We start from the raw sequence: 13,152 nt of genomic DNA on the forward strand, positions 1-13,152 counted from the left end.
CGGAAATACCCGCGATACCCGGTGGAGCGAAATGCGAAATGCGATCTGACGGAATTTCGGAAATTTCCGCCCATGGCATGGACGTCCACGAAACCAACAAGTAACTTACCTGCGAGTAGCCGCGGCCGGCACGACCCCCCACCCGTCGTTTCTCTCCCCCCAAGGAGGAACCGTGCTCCGCCCTGCCCGGAAACCCCGGCGCGTGCGCACCACCACCGCGCTCACCGCCGTCGCGCTCGGCGCCGCCCTCGCGCTCACCTCCACCAGCGCCCAGGCCGCCGTCCCGGCACCGCGACACCTCGTGGCGCTCGGCGACTCCTACGCCGCCGGCGCGGGCGTGCCCGGCCAGTCGGCCGGCCTCTGCCTGCGCTCCGACCGCAACTACGGCCACCTGGTCGCCGCCGCCCTCAAGGCCGGCGCGTACACCGACGTCACCTGCGCCGCCGCCAAGGTCAAGGCCATGACGCAGCCGCAGTACGACGTCTTCCTCAAGGTCAACGACCCGCAGCTGGACGCCGTGACCCCCGACACCGACCTGGTCACCCTCGGGATCGGCGGCAACGACCTCGCGGCCAGTGACCTCGGCCTCGGCGAGCTCGTCGCCACCTGCATCGCCGGCGCGGTCGTCAACCCGCTCGGGACGCCCTGCAAGGACGTCTACCACCACGGCTACTGGGACTGGAGCAGCTGGTCCTGGCAGTACGGCAACGACGACCTGGCGGAGCGGATCACCACCACCATCGCGCCGCAGATCGCCGACACGCTGCGGCGCATCCACGCCAAGGCGCCGCAGGCCCGGGTGCTGCTGGTCGGCTACCCGTCCGTGCTGCCCGCCGACGGCGCGACGTGCGTCCTGCGCCAGCCGGTGACGCCGGGCGACGTGGAGTACATGCACGGCGTGCTGGACAAGCTGAACGCCGCGCTCAAGGCCACCGCGGCGGCGGGCGGCGCGACGTACGTCGACACCGCGACGCCCACCGTCGGGCACGACGTGTGCTCGGACGACCGCTGGATCGAGGGCGCGCTGCCCGGCTCGCCCGCCGTGCCGTTCCACCCGAACGCGACCGGCGAGAAGGTGATGGCGGACGCGGTGCTCGCCGCGCTGCGGTAGGCCTGGCCCGCCGGAAAGCCCCGAGGGGGCGGTGGCCAGACCCCGGTCACCGCCCCCTCGGCCCTGCGCTGCTACTCCGACTTGGCGGACGCGGAGGCGGAGGCGGCGGCCAGGCCGGCCGACCACTTCTCCTCGACCTTGCCGAACTTCCAGTAGGCGATCGCCGCGACCCAGGTCAGCACGAACAGGCCGACGATCGCGTAGCCGACGAAGTTGAGGTCCAGCCCGCCGACCCAGGCGATCGGGCCGCTGGTGATGTCCAGCTTCTCGCCGAGCAGGCCGATCAGCTCGATCAGGCCGATCACCAGCGCGACCAGCACCGACAGGCCGGTGACGGTCAGGTTGTAGTAGATCTTGCGGACCGGCTTGGAGAAGGCCCACTCGTAGGCGAAGTTCATGAACGAGCCGTCGATGGTGTCCAGCAGGCTCATCCCGGCCGCGAACAGGATCGGCAGCGTGAGCAGCGCGTACCAGGGCAGCGAGAACGCCGCCGCGCCGCCGGCCAGCACCAGCAGGGACACCTCGGTGGCGGTGTCGAAGCCGAGGCCGAACAGCAGGCCCACCGGGTACATGTGCCAGGGCTTGGTGACGGTCCTGGTCACCCGGCCGAGGATGCGGTTCATCAGCCCGCGCCGCTCCAACTGGCGCTCCAGCTCGGCCTCGTCGTACTCGCCCACGCGCATCCGGCGGAACACCTTGAGGATGCCGTTGAAGGCGCCCAGGTTGATCAGGCCGAGGAGCAGCAGGAACGTCCCGGAGACGGCGGTGCCGATCAGGCCGGTGGCCTGGTGCAGGGTCGAGTCGTCGGACTCCACCTGCCCGGCCAGCGAGCGGATGCCGAAGGCGAGCAGCGCGCAGAGGCCGAAGACGATCGAGGAGTGCCCGAGCGAGAACCAGAAGCCGACCGACAGCGGCCGCTTGCCCTGGCCCATCAGCTTGCGGGTGGTGTTGTCGATCGCGGCGATGTGGTCCGCGTCGAAGGCGTGCCGCATCCCGAGGGTGTAGGCGGTCAGGCCCATGCCCGCGCCGAACACCTGGCCGCCGACCGTGTAGTGCTCGGGCGCGACCAGCGCGAGCAGGGTGAACCAGCCGACCACGTGCAGCGCGAGGATGAAGCCGCCCATCCCGGCCAGGCGCATCCACTCCTCCCGGGTGAGCCGGTCACGCCATCTGACGGGCGAGGCACCTGCGGCGGGGCTGGACATCCTGTGGTCCTTTCGGGTGGTCCGGGCTCGGGTGGTCCGGGCGAAGCTGGGCCATCTTTCCCCCCTCGGGGAAGTAGTTGCAAGTCATGTGCAAATGCCGGACGGCGGCGAACGGAGGCGGGCGGCGCAGGAGGGGGGCGCGTGGCAGCGGCCGCGCTCCTCCCGGCGGGGGGATTCACCGCCTCCTCCGGCCGGGGTTTCACCGTGTCCCGGCGAGGGCTTCACCACCCACCCCCGTTCGTCATGGACCGTACAAATCCTGGTAACCCCCGGAGCCTTTCGGTCGCCGCTCTACGCGCGGATACTCCCGTTCTACGCGCGAAAACTCGGGCGCCGAACGCCTCAACCCCCCACGGAGGAACGGCACATGACGATCAGTATCCGAACCGTCGCCGCACTCGCCGGCACCGCCCTGCTCACGGCCGGCCTCACCGCCACCGCCCCCACCGCCACCGCCCGGCCCGCGGCGACCAAGGCCGCCACCGCCGGGCACCGCGTGCTGTTCGACGACAGCAAGGCCGAGACCGCCGGCAACGCCGACTGGATCATCAGCACCAGCCAGCCCGACCCGCTCGCCCAGAACGCCAACCCCACCACCGAGAAGAGCTGGACCGGCGCGCTGTCCGCCTGGGGCGTCGCCCTCCAGAAGACCGGCCAGTACAGCCTCAAGACCCTCCCGGCCGGCTCCACCATCAGCTACGGCACCGGCGCCGCCCTCGACCTCGCCAACTTCGACACCTTCGTCCTGCCCGAGCCCAACATCCGGCTCAGCGCGGGCGAGAAGACCGCGATCATGAAGTTCGTCCAGAACGGCGGCGGGCTCTTCCTGGTCTCCGACCACACCAACAGCGACCGCAACAACGACGGCTGGGACTCCCCCGCGATCATCAACGACCTGATGACCTCCAACGGGGTCGACACCAAGGACCCCTTCGGCTTCTCCGTCGACCTGCTCAACATCACCACCGACAACCCGCGTGCCGTCAACGCCCCCACCGACCCCGTCCTGCACGGCCCGTTCGGCGCCGTCACCGGCTCCATCCTGCGCAACGGCACCACCTTCACCCTCAGGCCCGCCGACAACCCCACCGTCAAGGGCCTCGTCTACCGCACCGGCTACAGCGGCACCACCGGCGCGTTCTTCGTCACCAGCACCTACGGCAGCGGCCGGGTCGCCATCTGGGGCGACAGCTCCGCCATCGACGACGGCACCGGCGAGGCCGGGAAGAAGGTCTACAACGGCTGGGACGACCCCGCCGGCACCAACGCCGCCCTCGCCCTCAACGCCACCGCCTGGCTCTCCAAGGCGTAGCCACCGCGCGCGCCCTCCGCCGGGAGTGCGCGCCCTTCAACCGGGAACGCGCGCCCTTCACCGGGAGTGCGCGCCCTTCGTCAGGAAATCGGACGGCTCCTCCCCTAGGGTCGAGATGTCGACGCCCGCGGCGCGCTTCCCGTACGCGCCGCGGGCCCGCCGGCGCTCACCGGCCCGGGATCCGATGGGAGCGGCCATGCCGTCCTACCCCTTCCACACCACCCGCGAGGACGTCCGCATCCCGCTGCCCGACGGCACGCGGTTGGCCGCCCGGCTGTGGCGCCCGGTCGACGACGAACCCGTCCCCGCCGTCCTGGAGTACTCCTCCGGCCGGTTCACCGACCGGACCGCCGCCGAGGACGCCCGCCGCCACCCCTGGTACGCCGGCCACGGCTACGCCGCCGTCCGGGTGGACACCCGCGGCCACGGCAACTCCGACGGCCTGCCCGGCGAACCCGGCGGCGACCAGGAACTCGCCGACGGCGTCGCCGTCCTCGACTGGCTCGCCGACCGCCCCTGGAGCAGCGGCCGGGTCGGCCTGCTCGGCGTCGGCGCCGCCGGCACCACCGCCCTGCTGCTCGCGGCCCGCGCCCCCGACACCGTCGGCGCCGTGGTCACCGCCTGCCCCGAAGGCGGCCACCGCCTCGGCGGTGCCCTCCTCGCCGCCGGCCTGCACACCCGGCTCACCGCGCTGATCGCCGACGCCGCCCTGCCGCCCGACCCCCGACACGTCGGCGACGCCTGGCGGGCCGGCTGGCTGGCCCGCCTGGAGTCCCTGGACCCGCCCGTCGACGCCTGGCTCACCGCCGGCGAGGCCACCGTCCCCGTCCCCGTCCCCACCTTCGCCATCGCCGGCTGGGGCGACCCGTCCTGCTCCTTCGTGCTGCGCCTGCTCGCCACCTCGCCCACCGCCCGCGCCCTGCTCGGCCCCTGGCCGCACGGCCTGCCCGAGGACACCCTCCCCGAGACCCTGCGCTGGTGGGACCACTGGCTGCGCGACATCGACACCGGCGCCCTCGCCGAGCCCGCCCTGCGCAGCTGGACCGGCACCCGCTGGACCGGCGAGGAGGCCTGGCCCTCCCCCGACATCCGGGAGATCCACTACCGCCTCGACGGCCCGCTGCGCACCGCCGGCACCGCCTCCGACGACCGCTACGTCCTCGTCCGCTCCCCGCAGCACACCGGCCTCAACGCCGGCGCGTACGTCCCGCTCGGCCGCCCCGCCGACCGGCCGCCCGACCAGCGGGAGGAGGACGGGCGCTCGGTCTGCTTCGACTCCCACCCGCTGCCCGAACCGGTCGAACTGCTCGGCATCCCGACCGTGCGGCTGCGACTGCGCGACGACGGCCCGTCTGCCCAGATCACCGCCCGGCTCTGCGCCGTCGGCCCGGACGGCACCTCCGCGCTGCTCACCCGGGGCGTCCTGGTCGCCACCGGTCCCGACGCGGTCGTCGAGCTCGCCGCCTGCGCCGCCACCGTCCCGGCCGGACACCGGCTGCGGCTCACCCTCTCCTCCGTCTACTGGCCGTGGGTGTGGCCCACCCCGGGCGCCGCCGGCTACGCCCTCGACCCGTCCCGCTCCGCCCTCAGCCTGCCCACCCGCCACCTCGCCGCCGACGTCGGCGCGGCCACCGTCGCCTTCGCGGCCCCGGCCCTGCCCGAGCCGCTCGACATCCACCTCACCGACCCGCTCACCGCCCGGCCCGAACACGTCACCATCCACGACATCGGCCGCCACGAATGGCGCACCGAACTCTCCCCCGCCACCGACGGCACCCGCACCCACCCCGACGGCCTGGTCCGCGACGAGCACACCGTCACCGCCTACCGCGTCCTCAGCGACGCCCCGCTCAGCGCCCAGGCCCGCACCGACCACACCGTCCGCCTCGAACGCCCCGACGCCGGCTGGGACGTCACCGTCCAGACCCGCACCCAACTCCGCTGCGAGGCCGGGCACTTCCTCAGTCTCGTGCAGCTGCGCGCACTGGAGGCCGGCTCGGTGGTGTTCGCCAGGGAGTGGCGGCACCGCGTCCCGCGCGACGGCTGAGACCGCCTAAAAGTGCGCCTTATGCCTTTGCTTTCATTTCTTCCACTGCTTTATAAATAGCGCCATGAAGACCCTCGGCCTGATCGGCGGCATGAGCTGGGAATCCACCGCCGAGTACTACCGCCTCCTCAACGAGCTCACCCGCGACCGCCTCGGCGGCCTGCACTCCGCCCCACTCGTGCTGTACTCGGTCGACTTCGCCGCCGTCGAACGGCTCCAGTCCGAGGGCCGCTGGACCGAGGCCGGCGAACTCCTGGCCGACGCGGCACGGTCGCTGGAGGCGGCGGGCGCCGAACTGCTGCTGATCTGCACCAACACCATGCACAAGGTCGCCGACCAGGTCGCGGCAGCGGTCTCCACCCCCCTGCTGCACCTCGCCGACGCCACCGCACGCGCCGTCCGGGCGGCCGGGCTGCGCCGGGTCGGGCTGCTCGGCACGGCCTTCACGATGGAACAGGACTTCTACCGGGCCCGCCTGGCCGCCCACGACCTCGATGTCCTCGTCCCGGACCCCGACGGCCGCGCCCTGGTGCACCGGGTGATCTACCAGGAGCTGTGCCTCGGGGTCGTCCGCGAGGAATCCCGGGCGGCCTACCGCCGGGTGATCGACGACCTGGTCGCGGCGGGCGCGGAGGGGATCATCCTCGGCTGCACCGAGATCGAACTGCTCGTCCGCCCCGAGGACAGCCCCGTCCCCGTCTTCCCCACCACCCGGCTGCACGCCGAGGCCGCGATCGACGCCGCCCTGTCCGCGTAGCGCGTCCGGACCGGACCGGGCCGTCCGACGCCGGGTCAGCCTGCCGGGGTGGCGGAGCCGGGGCCCGCCCGGCCGGTCTCGCCGGGCCCACGCCGCCGCGGGTTCCCCGATGGGGGCGGTCGTCCGCGGGAGCCCGGCCGGGTGTGTCGGTGGCCGCCGCTACGGTCGTCCCCATGGAACCGGAATTCGCCAACCAGCACGAGCCGTTGCCCGGACGGGTCGGCCACGTCGCGGCCATCGAGTCGCTCACGCTCGACGGTCGCCGCTACTTCTTCGGCTTCGACCACCGCAGCGATCTGGTCGTCTCGCCCCTCATCGACGACCCGGACGCGATGGCCGCCTTCGCCGCCGAGCACCTGCGCCAGAGCGACGGCCCGCACGATCCGGCCTACTGGGCGGCCCTGGTCGCCGAGGCGGTCGACGGCTCCGCGCTGGTGGACCACGACGCCGAGCGGGAGTTCACCACCGAGGGCCTGCGCACCGAGCTGCCGGACCCGGACAGCCACCTGCTCTACCTCCTCGACGCGGTCACCGACCTCGACGAGGACACCGGCCTGCCGGCCGACCTCCCACCGGCCTGCGAGCGCCTGGGTCTCGCCGGGCCCGACGATGACGACTTCGCGGACAGCGTCGACGACTGCCTGGAGGCCGTCCTGGCCGAGGGGCCGCTCGGCCGCCCCGACGAGTGGACGGTCGTCCGCGGCTACCTCGGCTCCGCCATCGGCGCCCTGCCCGGGAACTGGGGCCTGCTGTTCGGCCCCCTCGCGGAGGGCCTCGGCCGGAGCCGGTGAGCACCGGCCGGACGAGGCGGAGGCGGCCGCCCGGTGCTCACGGCTCCGGGCGGGCCGAGGCGACGTTCGCGGCACTCCCCTGGGGTGATCGCGTCCATCACCCCGCCTCCGGCACCTTCACGATCAGCAACGTGCCCCGGCGGCCCGCCCGGCCCGGGTGGGCAGGCGTCCGCGCATCGCGATCAGTGGATGGCCCGGACGCTACCCGAGCCGGACCGCCCACTGGTCGACCGTTCGGTAAAACCTGCCGGGACCGGGACCGGGGCGGGCACCGACGGCGGGCACCGACAGTGGGCCGACGCTCAACCCTCCGCCAGCACCTCCCCGATCACGCGCCGGGCGATGCCCGCCATGACCGGGTTGGTCTCCCGGTAGTAGTCCAGCTCCCGCAGCGCGACCGACAGCGCCCAGCCCCGCCCGCGCGCCCAGGCCGCGTCGTCGGCGCCCACCGCCGCCCGGAAGGCGCCCCGGGCCGACGCCGGCAGCACGTACCAGACCGGGATCAGGTCCACGGCCGGATCGCCCAGGCCCACGCAACCGAAGTCGATGACGGCGCTCAGCCGCCCGCTGTCGGACACCAGCAGGTTGCCCGGCTGAAGGTCCGAGTGGATCCAGACCGCCGGGCCGCGGTGCCCGGGGGCCCGCAGGGCGGCGCCCCAGGCGGCCGTCGCCGCCTCGGTGTCGACGACTCCGCGCAGCCCCGCGATCGCGGCCCTGGTCACGCCGTCCCGCTCCCCCAGCGGTTCGCTGCGGAAGGAGGCGGGACCGCCCGCCGGGTCCACCCGCCGCAGGGCTCGCACGAACGCGGCCAAGTCGGCTGCCAGGAGACCGGGTTCGGCGATCCGGTCGACCACCGGGTTCGCGCCGCCCAGCCAGCCGAGGACGGACCACGGCCACGGGTAGCCGTCGGCCGGCCCTCCCACGCCCAGCGGCACGGGAACGGCGACGGGCAGCGCCGGGGCCAGGTGCGGCAGCCAGGCGTGCTCCTTGGCGATGTCGTCCGCCACCCCCGCGATGCGGGGAAGGCGCACCACCAGGTCCCCGCCCAGGCGGTACATCGCGTTGCTGGTGCCGGCCGAGTCGACCGACTCCACCGGGAGGCCGGCCCATTGCGGGAACTGCCCGGCGATCAGCCGCCGCACCAGCGCGTCGTCGATGTCCAGCTCGTCGGCGTGCATCCTGCCCGCTGCCATGCCCTGCCCACCCTCTCGTGTACCGGCTCGGGTGCCGGCCGGTCCGGCCAGGAACGCCACGAACCGCTCCGCGCCCGGCGGCGGCACCCGACCCTGCCAGCGCGGCGACGGCCCCGCAACCGAAATACGGCGGGGCTCACTCCCGGACGGCGAGGTCCTGGCTGCCCACCACCTTCAGCAGCCGCAGCGCCTCGTGCGAGGGCGTGCCGGGCGCCGCGGTGTAGAAGATGATCCACTGGTCGCTGTGCGGGTCGTGCAACGCCTCGCAGTCGAGGTCGAGCGGGCCCACCACGGGGTGGAGGATGCGCTTGTGGGTCGAGCGGCGGACCTCGACGTCCTGTCGCGCCCACAGTTCCCGGAACTCGGCGCTCACGGCGGACAGTCGGTCGACCAGGCCGCGCACCCCGCGGTCGGCGGGGTAGCGGGCCGCCGCGACCCGCAGGTCGGCGACGGCCCGGAGGGCGATCTGCTCGACGTCGGCGGGGTGGTACCGGGCCCGGGCCCCGGGGTCGGTGAAGAGCTGCCGGATCGTGTTGCGTTCGCCGGGCGGCAGCGTCGAGAAGTCCCCGAGCAACGCGGCCGCCATGGCGTTCCAGGCGAGCACGTCGCGGGCGGCGCTGCAGACCATCGCCGGCGTGTCGTCGAGCCGGTCGAGCAGGTGCAGGACGCCCGGACGCACGTCGCGGGCGAGTCCGGGCGGCGGGCCGGGCGGCTCGCCGACGAGGTGGTGCAGGTGGGCGCGCTCGGCGTCGGACAGCCGCAGCGCCCGGCTGATCGCCCCGATCATCTGGCGGGACGGCCTCGGCCCCCGGCCCTGTTCAAGGCGGATGTAGTACTCCACGGACATGCCGGCGAGTTGGGCGACCTCCTGGCGGCGCAGGCCCGGAGTGCGGCGCCGCCCGCCGGTCGGCAGGCCGACGTCGGCCGGCTGGATCCGCGCGCGCCAGCGCCGCAGGAAGGCGGCCAGCTCCGCCCGGTCGACATGTTCCACGCCCCCAGTCTGGCCCGGCCGCGCCGGTGCCACCATGGGACCGCCGATACCACCCTCGACAGTGCTCTCCCGGCCCCGGTGCCGGGCGGCCAGGGTGGCGCCATGACCACCACCGCAGCGGACCACCGCATCGTCCTGATCACCGGCGCCAACAAGGGAATCGGCCTCGCCACCGCCCGGGAACTCGCCGGGGCCGGGCACACCGTCCTGATCGGCGCCCGCGACCACCGGCGCGGCACCGAGGCCGCCGCCGAGCTCACCGCACAGGGCCTCGACGCCCGTTTCGTCCACCTCGACGTCACCGACACCGCGACGATCGCCGCCGCGGCGGAGCTGATCGACGCCGAGTACGGCCGGCTGGACACCCTGATCAACAACGCGGGCGTCGCCCGGGACCAGCAGCGCACACCGGACCAACTGCCGGTCGAGGCAATGCGCGAGACGTACGAGACCAACGTGTTCGGCGTCGTCGCCGTCACCAACGCCATGCTCCCGCTGCTGCGCAGGTCGCCCGCGGGCTACGTCGGCAACGTCTCCAGCGGCCTGGCCAGCTTCTCCTTCCTCGCCGATCCGGACTCCCCGCTGTGGGAGCACGCGGCCCTGCTCGCCTACAACTCCTCGAAGGCCGCGCTCAACGCCGTCACCCTCGTCTACGCCCGTGTCCTGCGCGACACCGGCATCAGGGTCAACGCGCTGGAGCCGGGCTACTGCGCGACCGACCTGAACGGCCACGCCGGCCACCTCAGCGCCGAGCAGGGCGGACGCACCATCGCGGGACAGGTCACCGCGTCACAGGACGGTCCGACGGGCGCCTTCTTCAACCCGAGCGGCGGCACCTACCCCTGGTAGACCCCGCCGAGGGGCCGGGCGGCCGGCGCAGGTCGTCACAGACGACTGTCACCAGCGCGATCGGCGTGCTCGCCCCCACCGCACGGGAGGACCGCCGCCGGGCGCGGCAAGGGCCCGGCAGCCACCCGCTGCCGGGCCCTCAGGTCGTGCCGTCGACCGGTGTCAGCTGGTCTGGACGGAGGTGTCGTCGATCACGAAGCTCGTCTGCAGCGAGGTGTCCTCGGTGCCGGTGAACTTCACGGTGACGCTCTGGCCCGCGTAGGACGAGAGGTCGAAGGTGCGCTGCTGGTAGCCGGCCGCGGCGTCCACGTTGGAGTAGGTCTTCAGCGTGGTGCCGTTCACCGACACGGCCAGCTTGTCGTACGCGGTGGTGCCGGTCTCGGCGGTGTCGATGTGCAGCCAGAAGCTCAGCGTCGCCTTGCAGCCGGCCGGGATGGTCACCGTCTGCGAGAGCGAGTCGGTGTGCGAGGAGCCGTAGCCGTCCAGCCACGCCTTCCACGAACCGCCGTGGGCCGCCTGCGAGGAGCTGTTGTCCACCACGCCGGAGCTGGTCGTCCACGGCGCCGCGGTGCCGGTCTCGAAGCCCGCGTTGCCCAGCAGCTGCGCCGGGGTGCAGGAGCCGCCACCGCCACCGGCGACGGTCCAGGTGAAGCTCGCGGTCCCGGTCTTGCCGGCCGAGTCCTTCACCGTGACGGTCACCGGGTAGCTGCCCGCGGTGGTGGCGGTGCCGGTGATCGCGCCGGTGGAGGCGTTGATGACCAGGCCGGTGGGCAGGCCGGTGGCCGCGTAGGACAGCGGCGCGGTGCCACCGGAGGCGTTGATCTGCAGGTTCACGGCGCCACCGACCGCGGTGGACTGGTCACCGGGGCTGCTCACGGAGACGGCGCCGCTGCCGGCCGGCTTGGTGAGCAGGCAGCCGGCCACGTTGAGGTCGATGACCCGGCCGGTGCCGAGGCAGGTGGTGAACCAGTAGGTCTCCTCACCGTAGCTCTGGCCCTTGGTGGCCGTGGTGGTGCCGTCGGCGGCGACCTCGCACGGGTTGTCGAGGGTGCACATCTCACCGTTGTCGTTACCGGTGTTGTTGATGCCGATGATCCGCCCGCTGGCGGAGTCGATGATCGGCGAGCCGGAGGTGCCGTGCGTGGTGTTGCAGCCGGAGCTGTAGCGCAGCGAGTCGTGCCAGGTCCACTGGTCCTCGCGCAGGGTGGGCACGAACCCGTTGACGGAGCAGTTCCACACCTGCTTCCAGTACGAGGAGGGTATGTACATCGCGGCGCCGTCGGCCGGGTGGGTGTCGTTGACGGTCAGCGCGGTGGCGCCGTACTTGGAGGTGATCGAGCCGTAGGTGTCGGTGAGTTGGTAGAGCGCGACGTCGGTGCCGGTCATCGTCGCGTAGAGCACCTTGTCGGCCTGGACGGTGCCGAGGCTGTTGCCGGCGCCGTCGAGCAGGGTGCCGCTGCGGCTCGCGCTGACGTTCTGGATGACCTGGCCGGCCGAGGGCATGGTCGGCAGGCAGTGGCCGTTGGTGAGCATCAGGGCCCGGTCGCCGGCCACCGAGGTGGGGTAACGCACCAGCGAGGCCGAGCAGTTGCTCAGGGCGATGGTGGACGTCAGGTCGCTGGCCTGGACGGCGTGCGCGGGAGCGGCGGCGAGGGTCAGCCCGCCCGCGACGACGGCGCCGACGCCGGCCATCGCGGCAAGTCTCTTGAACATGGCTCTCCTTGTGGGGGATCGCGGGGTGTACGACTGGTCGCCGAGGCCCGCGCCGCACGAAAGTGCCATGGTCACTTCAAACGGTCAACCGTATTGGCCGAACTCGCCACCGGCAATCGGCCGTTGTGCCCCGGGACGGCAACCATCCGCCCCGGTATGCCCGTTAAGGGCGGGCCCGGTGGCACCCCGGGGCGCCGACCGTGCCCGCCGCTGCGGAGGCGAAGGCTACGGCTGCGGGAAGGAGTTCGCGTCCACGTCGTCGGTCTTGGCGTTGCCGCCGACCGTCGGCTGGAGGGTGATCGACCAGGACGTCGCGGTACGGCCGGTCTCGAACGCCAGCGTGTCCTGGAACTTGGTGAACCGGCAGCTCTGCGTGAACGCCTTCGCGTCCGAGTCCCAGTCCACCCCGCCGGCGAAGTACACCTCGTACGTGCCGTCCTCGACGCCCTCGATGCTGGCCTTCTGCCCCTTGGCCACGTACACCGAGTGCACCGACTTGCCGTTCAGCGCGAGCGAGACGACCGCGTCCCCCTTGCCGCCGTTGTCGACCTTGAACACGCCCTCGCCGCGCAGCCGCCCCTCACGGACCAGGGTGCCGTTGTCCAGCGCGCGGGACTGCTGCTTCGGGGTCTGCGGGACGGCGAAGGTCGTCGGGTAGCCGGCCGCCGCCATCTTGGCGAGGGCCGCCGACACCGCGGCCAGGCTCGCGGAGGCGCCGAACTCCGCCTGCGCGGAGCCCACCGCGCAGACGCCCCTGCTCTTGATGTCGCTGCGGACCTTCGTCGCGTCGGTGGCGAGCGAGGTGAGCGCCGTCACCAGCTCGGCCCGCACCGTCGTGACCGCGGCCGGCTCGTCCGCCAGGCCCAGGCCCCGGCCGGCCGTCCGCGCGCTGGTGGCGATGCCGCCGAGCACGCCGTCGAGGTCGCTCAGGGTCTTGGCCCCGGCCACCTGGCCGAGCGCGGCGTTGACCGGATCGATGTTCTGGCCGAGCACCGGGCCGTACGGCGGCACGGTCGGCGTGGGCGTGGGCGTCGGCGTGGGGGTCGGCGCCGGTACGGGCAGGGCGCCGGCCGCACCGGTGGACCGCCCGCCCGCAGCGCCTCCGCCGCCGCTGGAGCAGGCCGCGAGCAGCAGCGCGATACCGACGGCCAGACCGGCCCTGGTGATGGATTTCATGAACCCC

General features: G+C 73.3%; 10 protein-coding genes and 2 pseudogenes. 6 read left to right on the top strand and 6 right to left on the bottom strand.

The window, feature by feature from the left end:
• The first annotated feature begins 202 nt into the window (after positions 1-202).
• Positions 203-1,111, top strand: a complete 909-nt coding sequence (locus tag P3T27_RS03620) for an SGNH/GDSL hydrolase family protein (RefSeq protein ID WP_280674247.1) — start codon at positions 203-205, stop codon at positions 1,109-1,111.
• A gap of 71 nt (positions 1,112-1,182) precedes the next feature.
• Here the strand turns inward: P3T27_RS03620 and P3T27_RS03625 are convergent, their stop codons facing one another.
• A complete protein-coding gene (locus P3T27_RS03625) occupies positions 1,183-2,316 on the bottom strand; it encodes a HoxN/HupN/NixA family nickel/cobalt transporter (protein WP_280674248.1) in 1,134 nt (377 codons plus the stop codon).
• A gap of 367 nt (positions 2,317-2,683) precedes the next feature.
• On the opposite strand from P3T27_RS03625, the gene P3T27_RS03630 reads away from it, so the two are divergent.
• From P3T27_RS03630 to P3T27_RS03645, 4 genes are all read left to right on the top strand, one after another.
• A complete protein-coding gene (locus P3T27_RS03630) occupies positions 2,684-3,628 on the top strand; it encodes a hydrolase (RefSeq protein WP_348534050.1) in 945 nt (314 codons plus the stop codon).
• Between the two features lie 196 nt (positions 3,629-3,824).
• Positions 3,825-5,675: a CocE/NonD family hydrolase gene (locus P3T27_RS03635; RefSeq protein WP_280674249.1), complete on the top strand. Its 1,851-nt coding sequence runs from the start codon at positions 3,825-3,827 to the stop codon at positions 5,673-5,675.
• A gap of 64 nt (positions 5,676-5,739) precedes the next feature.
• Complete coding sequence (locus P3T27_RS03640; RefSeq protein WP_280674250.1) at positions 5,740-6,432, top strand: aspartate/glutamate racemase family protein; 693 nt, start codon at positions 5,740-5,742, stop codon at positions 6,430-6,432.
• Positions 6,433-6,605: 173 nt separating this feature from the next.
• Positions 6,606-7,223, top strand: a complete 618-nt coding sequence (locus tag P3T27_RS03645; protein WP_280674251.1) for a hypothetical protein — start codon at positions 6,606-6,608, stop codon at positions 7,221-7,223.
• A gap of 302 nt (positions 7,224-7,525) precedes the next feature.
• Here P3T27_RS03645 and P3T27_RS03650 read toward each other — a convergent pair whose 3' ends face one another.
• Both P3T27_RS03650 and P3T27_RS03655 read right to left on the bottom strand, forming a co-directional pair.
• Positions 7,526-8,416: an aminoglycoside phosphotransferase family protein gene (locus P3T27_RS03650; RefSeq protein WP_280674252.1), complete on the bottom strand. Its 891-nt coding sequence runs from the start codon at positions 8,414-8,416 to the stop codon at positions 7,526-7,528.
• 136 nt (positions 8,417-8,552) lie between these two features.
• The gene (locus P3T27_RS03655; RefSeq protein ID WP_280674253.1) at positions 8,553-9,407 is read right to left on the bottom strand and encodes a helix-turn-helix transcriptional regulator; all 855 of its coding nucleotides are present in this window, start codon (positions 9,405-9,407) and stop codon (positions 8,553-8,555) included.
• 102 nt (positions 9,408-9,509) lie between these two features.
• Between P3T27_RS03655 and P3T27_RS03660 the strand changes: the two genes are divergently transcribed.
• A complete protein-coding gene (locus P3T27_RS03660) occupies positions 9,510-10,256 on the top strand; it encodes an SDR family oxidoreductase (protein ID WP_280674254.1) in 747 nt (248 codons plus the stop codon).
• A gap of 162 nt (positions 10,257-10,418) precedes the next feature.
• Here P3T27_RS03660 and P3T27_RS03665 read toward each other — a convergent pair.
• The 3 genes and pseudogenes from P3T27_RS03665 to P3T27_RS03675 form a co-directional block, all read right to left on the bottom strand.
• Positions 10,419-11,150, bottom strand: a pseudogene (locus tag P3T27_RS03665) (putative Ig domain-containing protein); the annotation flags it as partial.
• A 201-nt stretch (positions 11,151-11,351) separates the two neighbouring features.
• Positions 11,352-12,038, bottom strand: a pseudogene (locus tag P3T27_RS03670) (serine protease); the annotation flags it as partial.
• Between the two features lie 156 nt (positions 12,039-12,194).
• Complete coding sequence (locus P3T27_RS03675; protein ID WP_280674255.1) at positions 12,195-13,145, bottom strand: hypothetical protein; 951 nt, start codon at positions 13,143-13,145, stop codon at positions 12,195-12,197.
• Positions 13,146-13,152: the final 7 nt, after the last annotated feature.

Origin of the sequence: Kitasatospora sp. MAA19 (genome assembly GCF_029894125.1) — a bacterium.
Lineage (GTDB): Bacteria > Actinomycetota > Actinomycetes > Streptomycetales > Streptomycetaceae > Kitasatospora.

What these genes read in the sequence shown, in the direction of transcription:
- P3T27_RS03675 (WP_280674255.1), bottom strand. Translation starts at nt 13,145, where the DNA reads ATGAAATCCATCACCAGGGCCGGTCTGGCCGTCGGTATCGCGCTGCTG.
- P3T27_RS03650 (WP_280674252.1), bottom strand. Translation starts at nt 8,416, where the DNA reads ATGGCAGCGGGCAGGATGCACGCCGACGAGCTGGACATCGACGACGCG.
- P3T27_RS03625 (WP_280674248.1), bottom strand. Translation starts at nt 2,316, where the DNA reads ATGTCCAGCCCCGCCGCAGGTGCCTCGCCCGTCAGATGGCGTGACCGG.
- P3T27_RS03660 (WP_280674254.1), top strand. Translation starts at nt 9,510, where the DNA reads ATGACCACCACCGCAGCGGACCACCGCATCGTCCTGATCACCGGCGCC.
- P3T27_RS03630 (WP_348534050.1), top strand. Translation starts at nt 2,684, where the DNA reads ATGACGATCAGTATCCGAACCGTCGCCGCACTCGCCGGCACCGCCCTG.
- P3T27_RS03635 (WP_280674249.1), top strand. Translation starts at nt 3,825, where the DNA reads ATGCCGTCCTACCCCTTCCACACCACCCGCGAGGACGTCCGCATCCCG.
- P3T27_RS03640 (WP_280674250.1), top strand. Translation starts at nt 5,740, where the DNA reads ATGAAGACCCTCGGCCTGATCGGCGGCATGAGCTGGGAATCCACCGCC.
- P3T27_RS03645 (WP_280674251.1), top strand. Translation starts at nt 6,606, where the DNA reads ATGGAACCGGAATTCGCCAACCAGCACGAGCCGTTGCCCGGACGGGTC.